Source organism: Daejeonella sp., from assembly GCF_044348475.1.
Taxonomy (GTDB): Bacteria; Bacteroidota; Bacteroidia; order Sphingobacteriales; family Sphingobacteriaceae; genus Daejeonella.
In genome coordinates this window covers 15,653-31,101 of sequence record NZ_JBIKSU010000013.1, presented here as the reverse complement: position 1 = coordinate 31,101, position 15,449 = coordinate 15,653, and the positions used below count along the sequence as shown (strand labels likewise).

The window sequence follows — 15,449 nt, the reverse complement described above, 5'->3', positions numbered from 1 at the left end:
TTTAAAACCAGATAAATGTTGAAACATTTAGTTTTATCAATTTTCTTAACCCTATTTGTAGGTACTGCAAGCGCTGCTATAGATTCTATCAGCGTTGAAAACCTCAATGGCAAAAAAAATATTGTTCATAAAGTTGAGGCTAAAGAAACTTATTATTCAATTGCACGAAAATATAACGTTACGCCACAATCTGTGATACAATTCAATAGCAATAAGTCATTACAGATTGGTACAATTCTTAGAGTACCTACAGAAAGACCCTTTGAAGAATCTACAATCATCAATGCTGACAAAAAACAAGAATCAAATACTTCAGCAAAAATAGCAGTGATCGATTATAAGGTTGGCCCACGTGAATATCTGCTTGCAATAGCAAAAAAGTTTAATACTACCGTTGAAGATCTCAAGACACTAAACAATCTATCAAGCAATAATCTTTCGATTGGGCAGATCATCAAGGTTCCGTTTGGATCTGCATCTTCCGAGCAATTAGCTCCTCCTCCTGCCCCTCCTTTAGATTTACCTAAACTAGAGTCAAGAACTGTTTCTGCATCAGTAGACAGCAGTAAGAGTGCTAGCGAGAGGTTAAAATTACCAGTTGCCAGATATGGACTTCGGGAGGTGAATGAAAGAGGTCTTGCAATTTGGATTGAGGATGAAAATCTGGATAGAACTAAAATGCTTGCACTTCATCAAACCGCACCTATCGGAACAGTCATCAAAATCACTAACCCAATGACAGGCAAAAGCACTTTTGCAAAAGTAGTTGGAAAGTTTACTCAAAATGAATCATCAAAAGATGCAATTATTGTATTAACTAAAGCTACTGCTGATTTAATTGGAGCATTAGACAAAAGATTTCAAGCAATCTTAATTTACGGTGTTCCTAATGAGTAAAAAACCATTTGTTATTGGTATTGCCGGAGGTAGTGGTTCTGGAAAAACATTCTTCTTAAAGTGCTTTCTAAATCATTTTAAGGAACAAGAAGTATGCCTTTTATCACAAGATGATTATTACTATAGGGTAGGTCATAACATGACTGCTGAAGAAAACAAACTTTACAACTTCGATCAACCTTCTACGATTGATAATGATCAGTTTTTAATTGATATTAAAAGGTTAATCAATGGAGAAACTGTTTATCAAAAAGAATACACGTTCAATAATCCAAATGCTGAGCCCAAGCTTTTAGAGATTAAGCCAGCTCCCATTGTGATGGTTGAAGGTTTATTTATTCTTCATTTCAAAGAAATTGCCGAAATAATAGATCTAAAGATTTTTATTGATACCAATGAGGATATTGCATTGCAAAGACGCCTAAAGCGCGACCTCATAGAACGAGGATATCCTGAAGATGATGTGCTTTATAAATGGAATAATCACGTGATGCCCGCATTTAACGATTATCTTTTACCTCATAAGGAACACTGCGATAGGATTATTACTAATAATACCCATGTTGCAGAAGATATTATTAAGATAACTAATGAAATTTCAGGAGATTTACGTGCAAACGTACTGGTATAGAGATAAATTTAAAGTTGCATTTCAGGAATTTCACCCTCAATTATCAGTTTTCCAGAAGTTGACATTCTAATCTCTTCAACTGAAACGCCTGGTGCACGCTCTAGCAATCTGAATCCACCTTCATTGGCTATTTCTAGCACTGCCAATTCAGTAACAATTTTTTTTACGCATTTCACACCGGTTAAAGGCAGAGAGCATTCAGCCAATAATTTACTTTCACCCACTTTATTAACATGCTGCATAGCTACAATGATATTTTTAGCTGAAGCAACCAGATCCATTGCACCTCCCATTCCTTTAACCATTTTGCCAGGTATTTTCCAGTTTGCAATATCACCATACTCTGAAACCTCCATTGCTCCAAGAATGGTGAGGTCTACCTTTTGGGAACGAATCATACCAAAGCTCAATGCAGAATCAAAGATTGATGATCCAGGTAATGTGGTTATGGTTTGTTTTCCTGCATTAATCAGATCAGAATCTTCTTCACCCTCAAAAGGAAAAGGCCCCATACCTAATAATCCATTTTCAGATTGGAGCACTATATTTATTCCCTTTGGAATATAGTTTGCTACTAACGTTGGAATACCAATTCCAAGATTGACATAATATCCATCTTTTATCTCCAATGCTATGCGCTTTGCAATTCCGATTTTATCAAGCATTTTTTTAAGGTTTTGTTTATTAACCCGAATAGTCAATACCATGACCATATGAGTTATTCATAATTATTTATTATTAGGATATTATTTTTTTAAAAGAGATGAATAATGACCAATGAGGTCAAAAAATTACCTCTGGCGCACTGTCAGCTGTTCAATTCTTTTTTCATAGCCCTTGCCTTCAAATATCCGATGCACATAAATTCCCGGGGTATGAATTTGATCAGGATCAAGATCGCCTATTTGAACAAGATGCTCTACTTCTGCTATTGTTATTTTTCCAGCCATAGCCATAACAGGATTAAAATTACGTGCAGTAGATCTAAAAATCAGATTACCCGCAGTGTCTCCTTTCCAAGCTTTAACTAGTGCAAAATCTGCGTCAAATGCCATTTCCATTAAATATTCCTTACCATTAAAATTTCGAATTTCCTTACCCTCTGCAACCTCTGTTCCTACACCAGCAGGAGTAAAAATAGCTGGCATTCCGTACCCTGCAGCCATACAACGTGTAGCTAAAGTTCCTTGCGGAATTAGTTCAACTTCAAGCTCTCCACTTAATAATTGTCTTTCAAACTCAGCATTTTCACCAACATAAGAAGATATCATCTTTTTAACTTGTCGTTTTTTAAGCATTAATCCAATGCCAAAATCATCAATACCTGCATTATTTGAAATACAGGTAAGCTGATCTATACCTTTGTTAACCAAGGCATTAATACAATTTTCTGGAATACCACACAAACCAAAACCACCTAGCATTAGTGTCATGCCACTGGTGATATCTTGAATAGCCACTTCGGCATTTGCAACAACTTTATCAATCATATGTTATAGGTTTGGAGCCGAAATTATATAAAGCTGAAATTATTGTAGTCAGTAATTACCATTTATTACGCAGAACTTTCAGGTGGCTTTGATTTTTTTGCAACTGATTATCACTATTAAAAAAAAGTATTTTCAATAGTTGATATTTTTTTCTGTGATACCTATTAAAATTAATCTTTTAAAATAGGAAATACACTATTTTAGATAAACAAAAGTAATTCCATCTCCCCCTCTGTCGGCATGTTCATCTTCAATGTGACTCACTTGTGGATACTTGCGTAAATATTCCCGTATAAGTTTTCGTAATATACCGTCACCTTTTCCATGAATGATCTTTAAACCAGATAAACCTAACATTACAGCCCTATCAAGGTATTTTTCAATCTCATATAATGCTTCATCACCTCTCATTCCTCTTAAATCTAGTTCAGTATTGAAGGTAGAAAAACTTTCTGTCAGATCAGTGCTGTGAGATTTTCTGACCTCTTTTGGAACAGATTTATTAGAAACTTTTTCAACTCTATTTATTTTAACAACTGAGCGCAGATCACCTAAAGCAAGGATTACATTATCTCTGGCAATTTCCATCACCTGCCCAATATTCTCAGAATCTAAAAACTTAACCCAATCACCCTTTTTCAATTCCTGAGCATGCTGAATTTTTGGAGTTTTATTTTCCTGAATTTCATGTTTTTTAAGTTCCTGCTCTAAATTTTGTCTTAGATTTTGAGTTTGGACTTTATCAGCCTTACTTTCTTTGATCTCAGAAATTGTGTTTTCAATAAGCTTATTGGCATTTTTAATGATACTTTGAGCTTCAATTTTAGCATCTTTAAGAATAAGTTTTTTATTCTCTTCTAGATAGGTTTTCAATTGTTCATTTTCTAACAGCAGATTTTTAACCTTTTGTTCCTTTTTTTCTACTGAAATCCGTGCATCAATCAATTCTTTTTTGTCTCTTTCAAGATCTACAAGCAAGGTATCAACCTTCTTTTGATAAGTTCCAATTTTGCGCTTAGCAGATTCCAATACCTCTGTACTTAACCCAATTTTTTGAGCAATTTCAAAAGCATATGAACTTCCCGGTTTGCCAAGTGAAAGAATATAAAGTGGCTGCATCTTTTCATTATTAAATAACATAGATGCATTTTCGAGCCCCGGTGTAGAATTCGCAAATGTTTTTAAATTGGAATAATGGGTGGTAACTACTCCTCTTACATTTTTTTTATTCAGATTTTCAAGCACGGCTTCAGCAATCGGACCGCCAAACTGAGGATCAGTACCCGTACCAAATTCATCAATCAAAATCAGAGTTTTTGAATTCGAAAAATCTATGAAATACTTCATTTTTGAAAGGTGAGCACTATAGGTACTGAGGTCGCTTTCAATTGACTGATCATCACCAATATCTGCAAATATCTGCTTAAAAATTCCCACTTTGGAATGTTCATCGGCAGGAATAAGAAGTCCGGACTGTACCATGATCTGAAGTAAACCTACCGTTTTCATACAAACTGACTTACCACCTGCATTGGGACCTGAAACTACAATCACTCTTTCCTCATCGTCAATTTTAATATTCAGTGGAACAACAGTTTGTTTTTCTTTTTTAAAATTTAAAAACAATAAAGGATGTCTGGCATTAATCAGTTCAATTTCAGCTTCCTTTATCAAAACAGGCATTTCAGCCTCTATATTAATGGCAAAGAGGGCTTTTGCTCTAACAAAATCAAGTTTAGTGAGTAAACCATGATAAGATAACAATAAAGGCACGTATGGTCTTAATTCATCTGTTAGTTGAATCAGCAATTTAATAATCTCTCTTCTTCTCTCAAATTCAAGATCACGGATAATATTATTTAAATGGAATACTTCATCAGGCTCAAGATAAACCGTTTGGCCAGAGGCAGACTCATCATGAATAAACCCCTTTATTTTTCTTTTGTTTTCAGAAAGTACCGGAATACATAATCTTCCATCGCGGATAGTTAGATTACCATCAGCTGTCCAGCCATTGTTTTGGGCACTTTTGAATAGCTGATCTATCTTTTTTCTGGCCTCCTGCTCTGCTTTAGAAATCCCTGATGATATGCTCAACAGTTCGGAAGAAGCATTATTCTTAATTTTACCTTTAGGATCTATAATTAATTCGATCTTACGAATGATCGATTTTTCTATGGGGAGATGTTCAAAAAGTGCTTCTAAATTAGGATATTGGCCTTCCCTATCTGTAAAATACTGGATTACAGAAAATACTGTACCTAAAGATAAGGAGACTTTAAAAAATTCATCTTCTGTAAGATATGTTCCTTCAATTCTTGCTTTTTCAACCATACTCTTGAGGTCGAAAAAGTTTTGAATAGGTAAAGAGGTGTCATTTTGTAATATATTTTTGAATTCATACGTTTGCCGGAGAAACTTATTTATATATTCATAGCTGGTCATTACCTGAATTTTATCAACCATTTGCTGACCCATAGTACTCAGACAATATGTTTTGATCAATTCTTTAATATCAGAAAAACCTAGCTTTTCGCCAGCATTATTGGGGTATATCATTGTTTAATTTCCGGATTCTTTAATTGAATTTTATTTAGTTTACGTTCTTTATTAGTTAATAAAACTTCTACACGGTTATACATACTATCCAAACGAACAGGATCCATGCTGTAATATTTTAAACTTTTCTCATATACTGCTTTTGTAGTTTTATGGCTTTTATAAACAGTAGTATAAAAATTCTTACCATTAATCCTGGTAGAATCTGTATACACAAGCGAGGCCATATAACCATCAATAATATGCAGATCAGCAATAATTTGGATCATTCGTTGCTCTTCAATCAAATCTTTGGGCACATCATTATCCCTGCAAGAAACAATTAGAACTAATGCTAAAAAAAATAGTTTAAATACCTTCATTTGAATCACAATTTATGTGGATTTGATAATGAGAATACAGTTGCATATTAGTATAGTATCACGTAGGTTTAACTTTTAAATAATTCAATCAAAAATACAGATTAATGAGCATTGCAGCTAATATATCAGCCATAAAGAAAGAAATTGGAACCAGTAATGTAAAGCTGATTGCAGTTTCAAAAACCAAACCTGTAGAAAGTATACTGGAAGCATATGAAGCCGGACATCGTTTGTTTGGTGAAAACATGGTACAAGAGCTAGTAGAAAAATATGAAAAACTTCCTAAAGATATTGAATGGCATTTGATTGGTCATTTGCAGACTAATAAAGTTAAATATATAGCACCTTTTATTAATTTAATCCATTCTGTAGATAGTTTAAAATTAATACAAGAAATAAATAAACAAGCTTTAAAAAACAATAGGATAATTGATTGTTTACTCCAATTAGAGATCGCAGATGAGGAAACTAAATTTGGAATGGATATGGCAGAGGCCATTGATTTTTTACGGTCAAACGAATTTCAAGAATTAAAAAATGTTCGCATCTGCGGGGTCATGGGCATAGCAACCTTAACGGATAATCCAAAAATGACTGAAGAAGAGTTTTATGAATTAAAAACCTTTTTCAACGGAATAAAGGACACATTTTTTAGAAAAGACCCTGCATTTAAAGAAGTTTCAATGGGTATGTCTGGTGATTATAAATTAGCTATTGCAAAAGGAAGTACCTTAATCAGACTTGGCAGTACAATCTTTGGAGGAAGACAATTAAAAGCTAAATAATAGAGATTAAGAAGAATTTTGATTTATAATGGAAATAAAAATTAGAAGAGCTGTTAAGGAAGACTGCCCAAGGTTACTGGAATTAATTTTTGAACTTGCTGTTTATGAGAAGGCTCCAGATGAAGTAACTGTAAGCCTAAATGAGTTTCAAGAGGCTGGTTTTGGAAATAATCCGGTATGGAAAGCCTTTATTGCTGAAGAAAATGGAATGATTCATGGTTTTGGATTATATTATATCCGCTACTCTACCTGGAAGGGATGCAGAATGTACCTAGAAGACCTTTTAGTAACAGATCAGATGCGAGGCAAAGGCATTGGCAAAATGATCTTTGACAGACTAATTCAGGAAGCTGTTGAAAAGGAATTTAAAGGTATAACCTGGCAGGTACTTGACTGGAATGAACCAGCAATAAATTTTTACAAAAAGTATCAATCAGATTTTGATGCTGGTTGGTTAAATGTAGCTCTTTCAAAAGAGCAAATAAATAACTTTAATAATTCAATATAAAATTCTACTATACAATTAATTATAAAAATTATATAAACCATTGATAAAGGTATTTAAATTTGGAGGATTTGCAGTTTCAGATGCAGAATCCGTTAAAAATCTGGTCAAAATTATTAGCACAACTAGTAGTGCTCAGATTTTAATCATTGTTTCTGCAATGGGAAAAACAACTGATGCACTTGAAAAACTCTGCAAGTCATATGTTGAAGGGAACAACGATGTACAAGAAATTCTCAAAGCAATAAAACATTTCCATGAAAACATCATGATTGAACTTTTTGAAACCAAAGTTCATCCTGTTTTTGATGAAATTGCCAATACCTTTGTAGAAATAGAATGGATGCTAGAGGATGAGCCACATCCAGATTATGATTTTAACTATGACCAAATAGTTTCAATAGGAGAATTTCTTTCAAGCAGGATTGTAGCTAGTTATTTAAATGAAAATAAAATAGATACCAAATGGGTTGATGCAAGAGATTTCATCCACACTGACAATACGTATAGGGAAGGAATTATAGATATGAATAAAACCAGATCTTCAATGCCTATATTAAAGAACATGCTTGAAAAGCAAACCGTTATAACACAGGGTTTTATCGGAGGTACTTCAGAAAATTTTAGTACAACACTTGGCCGTGAAGGTTCTGATTACTCTGCTGCCATATTTGCTTCCTGTATAAATGCTGAATCTCTAACCGTTTGGAAGGATGTTCCCGGCATTATGAATGCCGATCCAAGATTGTTTGAAGAGGCCAAAAAATATGAAGAGCTCCCCTATTCTGAGGCATTGGAGATGGCTTATTACGGGGCAACAGTTATTCACCCAAAAACAATAAAACCATTACAGAATGCAGGAGTGCCCTTGTTTGTTAGGCCATTTTTATTTCCAGAAGAAATGGGAACCCGAATTGACTCTACGGCCAAACTAAACACCGATATATCTGCAATAATTGTCAAGCAAAATCAAATGTTATTATCGATCTCTTTAAAAGATTTTTCCTTTATTGATGAACATATTCTTATTTATCTTTTACAAATTATTTCAGAGGCTCATATTAAACTAAATATGATGCAGCGTTCTGCGCTGAGTTTGTCTGTATGTTTCAATCAGGATGAAACTAAATTCAACAAGCTATATGATACCCTGAAGGATAGGTTTAAATGCAAGTATAATGAAGGCCTAGACCTTCTTACTGTAAGACATTTTAAAAGAGATAAACTTGATACTATACTAGCAGGAAGGACTGTAATGATGGAGCAATTTAGTAGGAACACAGCACAAATAATCTTGCAATAAAGCTGTGAATAAGAATATATTAGATGGCGAAGTACAGAAGTTTATAAACTTTAACTTACATGTCGATATACCCACTATAAGCCTTAAAAAGAGTCCCTTTACTTTAGTAAGTTCAAAAGAACTAGCTGAACAAATAGACAGTAAAAAAAGATGTGAATTAAAATTACCCCGCTGGTTTAATTCAAAAGGCATCTATTATCCACCCAAAATTGCCATAGAACAAGCATCATCAGAAATTACTGCAAAATATAAAGCAGATTTAATTCAAGGTGAAGAGCTTATCGATCTTACTGGAGGAATAGGTGTCGACAGTTTATTTTTTGCTAGGATTGCAAAGTCTGTAACTCATTGTGAAATTAATCAAGAGCTTTCTGAAATAGCTGAATATAATTCAAAAATATTGGGCCTAAGCATCCTTTTTATTCATTCAAACGGGCTAGAATATCTTCTCAAATCCAATAAGATATTTAGTACTATTTACATTGATCCTTCAAGAAGAATTAACTCAAAGAAGGTTTTTATGCTTAAAGATTGCGAACCTGATATCATTAGTAATTTGCAACTATTAAAGGATCATTCATCACGTATACTCATCAAAACAGCTCCACTGCTTGATATTCAATCATCAATAAAAGAATTAAAACAAGTACACTCAATTCATGTTATCAGCATTAAAAATGAGTGTAAAGAATTGCTGATAATTATAGATAAAGAAGAAAAAACTGATGACCCATTAATTACTTGCGCCTTATTGGGAGATGATGAAAAAACCTATAGCTTTAAACTATCAGAAGAGAAAGAATTCCAAATTCATAAGTACTCTGAACCTTTAGAATACATTTATGAACCAGATGCAGCACTCCTCAAGGCAGGATGTTTTAAGCTGATCACCCGTGATTTTAATTGTGATAAAATTCATCAGCATACCCATTTATATACCTCCAATCAATTAATGAATTTATTTCCAGGTAGAAAGTTCATTTTGAAAAAAGCTTGGGAATATGGTACGTTTATAAAGGAAAATCAAATCAAGAAAGCTAATATCATTTGTAGAAACTTTGGCTTAAGTCCAGAAGAAATCAAGAAAAATTTAAAGATCAATGATGGTGGTAACGAGTACCTATTATTTTGTACAGGAGCTAAAAACGAACGATTGGTCTTAAACTGCGCCCGAATAGTTTGATCATTGAAATCATTCAGACAAAGAACTATACTACCTTTTTTATTATAAAATAGGAAATAAATCTATCCAACAAGAAAATTAACAACCTTGAGCAAGTTGTTACTATTTGAATTTCACAAAAAAGGAGTTCTTAAAGAACTCCTCTATTAGTTTGATTTGAATTATTTATTAGGTTGCGGAGTCATACGCAAATAAGGTTTAATCTCTGTAAACCCTTTTGGAAATTTAGCAGGAATATCTGCCGTTTTAATAGCAGGAATAACAACCACATCCTCTCCTTCTTTCCAGTCGGCAGGAGTTGCTACACTATAATTTGCTGTTAATTGAAGTGAGTCAATTACTCTTAATATTTCAACAAAATTCCTACCTGTTGAAGCAGGATAGGTGATCATTAATTTAATTTTTTTATCAGGTCCTATCACGAACAGCGAACGAACTGTAAATGTTTCTGAAGCATTAGGATGCATCATTCCATACAATTCAGCAACTTCTCTATTTTCATCAGCTATGATTGGAAAATTAACTTCTACATGCTGGGTTTCATTGATATCATTGATCCATCCCTTGTGAGATTCAACAGAATCCACACTTAAGGCAATCACTTTTACATTACGCTTATCAAATTCACTTTTTAATGAAGCTGTTCTTCCTAATTCAGTAGTACATACAGGAGTATAATCTGCCGGATGAGAAAAAAGCACTGCCCAACTATCCCCTAAATAATCGTAAAAACTGATATCACCTTGAGATGTCTTTGCAGTAAAATTCGGTGCAAGATCGCCTAGTTTCAAATTCATAATAGTATAATTTAAAATACGTTTAATAATCTACTAATTTACTAGATATTCTTGATTGTATCAAAAAAAACTCCCTAATTTATATTCAGAGAGCTTTTTTTTGTAAGAGCAACCAATAGAGAATTTAACTACTCATTATTGCTTTTTAAATTTTCTAGGCCTATCATCGATCATCCCATTGAATTTATTTCTTTCTAAAATTTGATTTAACACTTTTTCTTCAGAAACAGACATTCCAGAAATACTGCTTAATGTATTACCCTTAGAACTTACCGAGAAAAATCCTTTTTCAGAATATGCTAAAGCAGCAGCTAAAAGCGCTTCTTTCTCATCACCAAAATCTTTAGTTACATCATCAGAAAGTGTTTTATCAACCACTAACCCTTCGTAAAATCCACCATAATTTTTTTGATTCCTAGTTTCAAACTGGGGTACATATAGATCTAAATTATCAATATTGATTGCAAAGAAACCAACTGGCTTACCATAGGTTTGACGACCAATCAATTTTACATCATTAGGCAAAACAGCCTTGAGGTTATTAATTACTAATTCGCTTGCAGAAGCCGTTCCACTAAGTACCAAGAAATAAATCTTTTTAAATTCTGCAGCACCTTCCTTGGCAAAATTTTCAACATTCCCTGCTGCCACAGTTGGTTTATAATTAATATCCGCGTAGGTTGCCCACTTGCCATTTACACCTGTAGTAAATGTCTGAAGTTTACCATTAGCATCTAATAAAGGTTGATTAGCCAATATTTTAGCAAGCCCATCTTGCATAGTTTTTGTCCAATAAGTTGTATACATTACTTGACCATTCACAGAAGCAGGCGCTATCAGGTTGGTAAATACATCAGAAGTAGCTACAGAACCTCCACCATTATAGCGTAAATCAACAATTAATTCAGAAACACCATCAGCATGAAATTTTCCAATCGCTGCTCTCAGACCATCTCTTGAATTGGTAGTAAAACTATGATAAACTATATATCCAACTTTTTTACTACCAAGGGTAAATGTTTTGGTGGCATAAATTGGATTGTTGGCATAAGTCGCTCTTGCAATAGTCAAAACTAGACTGCTTCCATCAGGTTTTTTGACGGTCATAGAAACTGTTGTTGCACTTCCAAAAACAGCTGAAGAAACAAATGATACATTTGCTGACGAAGAAGTACTTAAGGCTGATCCAGTTCTTCCGTTTAAAGTAGTAATCTGATAGCCTCTTACCAGCCCTGCAGTAGCAGCAGGAGATCCTGGTGACACATATTTAATTCGAAGATCTTCAGTTGGAGTTGACGAGTTTCCATCATCATCATTATAAAATACGGAAAAGCCAAAATCACCACTTACTCCACCCAATGAAGTTGACACTCCACCATTGTCAAGAAATGAATATTTATCTACAGGTTTGTTAGTTCCCGGTAATTTAATTATTGCATCAAGAACGGCCTGATCTGAGGAATATGATCTGGGTTTAAATATTTCATAGCTAGGCATACCTTCATTCCAGAAATAAGTATCCCTGGCATAAAGAAAAATTGAATCCCTAGTTAATTCAGCTCTTGTAGGGGGCGCAACGGTAACTGGTGGAGTTACTGTTGTAGTTGTTGTTGTCGTGTTAGTCTTAGGCTCTTTCTTACAAGCAGAAGCAAGTATTAAAACACTAAATATCAAACTAATAGGCTTTATTAAAGACCTTAAAATAATTTTATTTGACATATATTTCTTAAAGTTTATATAGGTTAGTTTTAATATTAAAAAATAAATTAGCTATAAATTTATATAAATTCACTGACATTTAAATAATCTACTCCACTTGATAAAGCAAATTCTTGATCAGTTAAAGTATTACCAATGATCAAAAGTTCCTTTCTCAATAAATCATGCTCTTTTAATATATACGATAATACGTCAGACCCTGGTTTTTGATTGATCTCCTGAGCATAATAAACCTTTAAATATTTTTCAAGACCATTCCACTCTGTTTGCATGATTTTATTCATCTGAATTTCAGTTTTGCCATTTGTAAGGATAAAAATGTTCTTTCTATCAATAACTATTTCCTGCAACAAAGTGAGCACATTTGAAAATAGCAATAGCTTTAGAGGTAATCTGGCAGTAAAATAAAGTCGGGTAAAATTATCTCTATATTTCTCATTAATGCCAAATACTTCTTTAGCTCTATCAAAAATACCATCATCGCCATGGTGTTCATATGATTTTTTGAAAAATTCAATTAGATCTGGTGCTGCGGGAAATGTCTCTGCAAATTCAATGAAATTGGAAAATAAATAATAGACCTGGAGTAGATAGTCTTTTTCAGGATAAAGAACATTATCCAGTTCAAAAATAAAAGCCTTCTTTCTGTGATCAAGATCAATATATTTAAGCATATCCAATACTAAAAGAGCTAAATATTAGCTGATTATTTTTAAATTCCCATTGAAAAATGCCATTTTCTTCATTGAGAAGCTGTAAGCTCTCTTTGGCAATATTCCCTGCACATACATTTCCGTCAATCAAAACAAATAAATTTGTAGAAAGAAATGGCAAATCATTTAATCTTGTTTCAATCCATTTCATGGAAGGAATAACAAGTTTAATGTCAAATTCTTCAAAAAGTTGTCGAGATTTTGAAAATTCAATAATTTCGTCATGTAACAGCGGGTAAATTTCTACTATTTGATTATCCAGACAGATTTTTAAAACTTCATGGATAAAACTCGAACAATCAGTAGAGGGAAACTTTAAAAATCTTTTTCCCGGAAAAACAGGTATATCTATATCCGAGGCAAAACATATATCCTCAGTATTAAGAATACGTGCCAGCTGGAAAGCTGCAGAATTAGTAGCAGCGGTGATCAATACAGACATTTTAATAATTAATTATTTGTCCATCTTTCATTAACACCTTTTTATCTGCCAGATTAGCAAGATTTTCATTATGTGTAACAATCACAAAGGTTTGGTTCAGAGTATCACGTAAATTGACAAACAGCTGATGCAGATTTTCAGCATTATTTGAATCCAAATTTCCGGATGGTTCATCAGCTAATATTATTGCCGGGTTATTCACCATAGCCCTTGCTACTGCCACACGTTGCTGCTCGCCGCCCGAAAGTTCATTGGGTTTGTGATTGGCACGGTCTGTTAGACCCAGCAAGTTTAATAATTCAAATGCCTTATTTTCTGCTTCTTTTCTACTTTTACCAGCAATAAAAGCAGGTATACATATGTTTTCTAATGCAGTAAATTCAGGAAGCAGGTGATGAAATTGAAAAATGAATCCAATTTGCTCATTTCTAAATGCACTTAATTTTTTTGATGATAGCGTATGGATATCCACATTATTCAACCTTAATGTACCATGGTCAGGATGATCAAGAGTTCCCATGATATGTAAAAGAGTACTTTTTCCTGCACCTGAAGCACCAATTATGGTAATAATCTCTCCTCTTTTAACATCAAGATCAACCCCTTTTAGGATCTGTAAATTTCCGTATGATTTTTTAATTCCTCTTGCCTGAAGCATAGATTTTGACTGTATTGATATGCAAATGTGCAAATAGTTTATTAGAGTAAGGTCTGAGCATAAAAAAAAGACTTATTTTTTGCATTTGCTATTTTCAGGTTTGCAATAAAAACGTAGTTTTACGACAAATAACAAGTAAATGAATATTCACGAATATCAAGGTAAAGCAATTTTAAAAAGTTTTGGCGTCAGAGTTCAAGAAGGCATTGTTGCCGATACTGCTGAGCAAGCTGTTGAGGCAGCTAAAAAGCTAAAAGTAGACTATAATTCAGACTGGGTAGTTATCAAAGCCCAAATACATGCAGGCGGGCGTGGAAAAGGTGGGGGTGTTAAGCTTGCAAAAAATCTGGATGAAGTAAAAGAAAAAGCAGGGAATATTATCGGAATGCAATTAATTACACCACAAACTGGGCCTGAAGGTAAGCTGGTAAGTAAAGTTTTGGTTGCGCAGGATGTTTACTACCCTGGAGAGAGTGAAACCAAAGAATTTTATGTGAGCGTGTTGCTAGACAGATCTAGAGGCCGTAACATCATTATGTATTCTACAGAAGGTGGAATGGATATTGAAGAAGTTGCAGAACACACCCCTCATTTAATATTCAAAGAAGAAATAGATCCAAAAGTTGGTCTTCAGGGATTTCAGACTCGAAAAATAGCCTTTAATCTGGGTTTAAGTGGCGATGCGTTCAAAGATATGACCAAATTCATTGCTTCTTTGTATAAGGCCTATGAAGCTACTGATTCATCTATGTTTGAGATTAACCCGGTATTAAAAACATCTGACAATAAAATTCTTGCGGTTGATGCCAAAGTAAACCTGGATGATAACGGACTTTTCCGCCATCCTGACTTTGCAGCGATGCGCGATACATCAGAAGAAGACCCAACAGAAGTAGAAGCAAGTAAATCAAATCTAAATTATGTTAAACTTGACGGAAACGTAGGTTGCATGGTGAATGGTGCTGGTCTTGCAATGGCTACAATGGATATCATCAAACTTGCCGGTGGTGAGCCTGCAAATTTCCTAGATGTAGGTGGAACTGCAAATGCAGAAACAGTTAAAGCTGGTTTTAATATTATCCTTTCTGATCCTAATGTAAAAGCTATTCTGATCAATATTTTTGGAGGAATTGTGCGCTGCGATCGTGTTGCTCAGGGAGTAATTGATGCATACAAAGAGATTGGAAATATTCCCGTTCCAATTATTGTGCGCCTTCAAGGAACTAATGCTGTAGAAGCAAAAAAGTTAATTGATGAATCTGGACTAAAAGTTTACTCTGCAATTCTTCTTAAAGAAGCTGCTGCATTAGTAACCAAGGTTCTTGAAAATAAATAATCTATAGATTTCGTCATTCCTGACCCAAACAGGGATGACGAAATTTTATTAACGTGTGATATTGCATGA

16 protein-coding genes are annotated in these 15,449 nt (G+C 33.9%); 7 read left to right on the top strand and 9 right to left on the bottom strand.

What is annotated here, in order from left to right; translation table 11 throughout:
- Positions 1-15 precede the first annotated feature (15 nt).
- Entirely contained in the window at positions 16-897 is an 882-nt protein-coding gene (locus ACIQZ6_RS05185) for a LysM peptidoglycan-binding domain-containing protein (protein ID WP_395808882.1), read from the top strand.
- On the top strand, positions 890-1,528 hold the full coding sequence (locus ACIQZ6_RS05180; protein ID WP_395808880.1) for a uridine kinase: 639 nt from the start codon (positions 890-892) through the stop codon (positions 1,526-1,528). The genes ACIQZ6_RS05185 and ACIQZ6_RS05180 overlap by 8 nt, the downstream gene beginning before the upstream one ends.
- A gap of 8 nt (positions 1,529-1,536) precedes the next feature.
- Here ACIQZ6_RS05180 and ACIQZ6_RS05175 read toward each other — a convergent pair whose 3' ends face one another.
- The 4 genes from ACIQZ6_RS05175 to ACIQZ6_RS05160 form a co-directional block, all read right to left on the bottom strand.
- A complete protein-coding gene (locus ACIQZ6_RS05175; protein ID WP_395808878.1) occupies positions 1,537-2,193 on the bottom strand; it encodes a 3-oxoacid CoA-transferase subunit B in 657 nt (218 codons plus the stop codon).
- Positions 2,194-2,319: 126 nt separating this feature from the next.
- Complete coding sequence (locus ACIQZ6_RS05170; RefSeq protein WP_395808876.1) at positions 2,320-3,018, bottom strand: CoA transferase subunit A; 699 nt, start codon at positions 3,016-3,018, stop codon at positions 2,320-2,322.
- 195 nt (positions 3,019-3,213) lie between these two features.
- A complete protein-coding gene (locus ACIQZ6_RS05165) occupies positions 3,214-5,577 on the bottom strand; it encodes an endonuclease MutS2 (RefSeq protein WP_395808874.1) in 2,364 nt (787 codons plus the stop codon).
- Positions 5,574-5,939, bottom strand: coding sequence for a DUF4296 domain-containing protein (locus tag ACIQZ6_RS05160; protein WP_395808872.1), 366 nt, complete (start codon positions 5,937-5,939; stop codon positions 5,574-5,576). The genes ACIQZ6_RS05165 and ACIQZ6_RS05160 overlap by 4 nt, the downstream gene beginning before the upstream one ends.
- Before the next feature lie 104 nt (positions 5,940-6,043).
- Here ACIQZ6_RS05160 and ACIQZ6_RS05155 point away from each other — a divergent pair, with 104 nt between their 5' ends.
- Genes ACIQZ6_RS05155 through ACIQZ6_RS05140 form a run of 4 tightly spaced genes read left to right on the top strand, consistent with a single transcriptional unit; the run spans position 6,044 to position 9,715 of the window.
- On the top strand, positions 6,044-6,724 hold the full coding sequence (locus ACIQZ6_RS05155; protein WP_395808870.1) for a YggS family pyridoxal phosphate-dependent enzyme: 681 nt from the start codon (positions 6,044-6,046) through the stop codon (positions 6,722-6,724).
- Between the two features lie 28 nt (positions 6,725-6,752).
- Entirely contained in the window at positions 6,753-7,232 is a 480-nt protein-coding gene (locus ACIQZ6_RS05150) for a GNAT family N-acetyltransferase (RefSeq protein WP_395808868.1), read from the top strand.
- 40 nt (positions 7,233-7,272) lie between these two features.
- Positions 7,273-8,532 (top strand): aspartate kinase, encoded by a 1,260-nt coding sequence (locus ACIQZ6_RS05145; protein WP_395808866.1) that lies wholly within the window; start codon positions 7,273-7,275, stop codon positions 8,530-8,532.
- A 4-nt stretch (positions 8,533-8,536) separates the two neighbouring features.
- On the top strand, positions 8,537-9,715 hold the full coding sequence (locus tag ACIQZ6_RS05140) for a hypothetical protein (RefSeq protein ID WP_395808864.1): 1,179 nt from the start codon (positions 8,537-8,539) through the stop codon (positions 9,713-9,715).
- A 161-nt stretch (positions 9,716-9,876) separates the two neighbouring features.
- On the opposite strand, the gene ACIQZ6_RS05135 is transcribed toward ACIQZ6_RS05140, so the two are convergent.
- The 5 genes from ACIQZ6_RS05135 to ACIQZ6_RS05115 all read right to left on the bottom strand — a co-directional run bounded on the left by ACIQZ6_RS05135 (position 9,877) and on the right by ACIQZ6_RS05115 (position 14,044).
- Positions 9,877-10,512, bottom strand: coding sequence for a peroxiredoxin (locus tag ACIQZ6_RS05135; protein WP_395808862.1), 636 nt, complete (start codon positions 10,510-10,512; stop codon positions 9,877-9,879).
- Between the two features lie 135 nt (positions 10,513-10,647).
- Positions 10,648-12,231, bottom strand: coding sequence for a S41 family peptidase (locus ACIQZ6_RS05130; RefSeq protein ID WP_395808860.1), 1,584 nt, complete (start codon positions 12,229-12,231; stop codon positions 10,648-10,650).
- 59 nt (positions 12,232-12,290) lie between these two features.
- Complete coding sequence (locus tag ACIQZ6_RS05125; protein WP_395808858.1) at positions 12,291-12,905, bottom strand: HAD hydrolase-like protein; 615 nt, start codon at positions 12,903-12,905, stop codon at positions 12,291-12,293.
- Complete coding sequence (locus ACIQZ6_RS05120) at positions 12,898-13,386, bottom strand: hypothetical protein (protein WP_395808856.1); 489 nt, start codon at positions 13,384-13,386, stop codon at positions 12,898-12,900. Before ACIQZ6_RS05120 ends, ACIQZ6_RS05125 begins: the two co-directional genes overlap by 8 nt.
- A 1-nt stretch (position 13,387) precedes the next feature.
- Complete coding sequence (locus tag ACIQZ6_RS05115) at positions 13,388-14,044, bottom strand: ABC transporter ATP-binding protein (protein WP_395808854.1); 657 nt, start codon at positions 14,042-14,044, stop codon at positions 13,388-13,390.
- 139 nt (positions 14,045-14,183) lie between these two features.
- Here ACIQZ6_RS05115 and sucC point away from each other — a divergent pair, with 139 nt between their 5' ends.
- A complete protein-coding gene (gene sucC / locus ACIQZ6_RS05110; RefSeq protein WP_395808852.1) occupies positions 14,184-15,380 on the top strand; it encodes an ADP-forming succinate--CoA ligase subunit beta in 1,197 nt (398 codons plus the stop codon).
- The last annotated feature ends 69 nt before the right edge of the window (positions 15,381-15,449 follow it).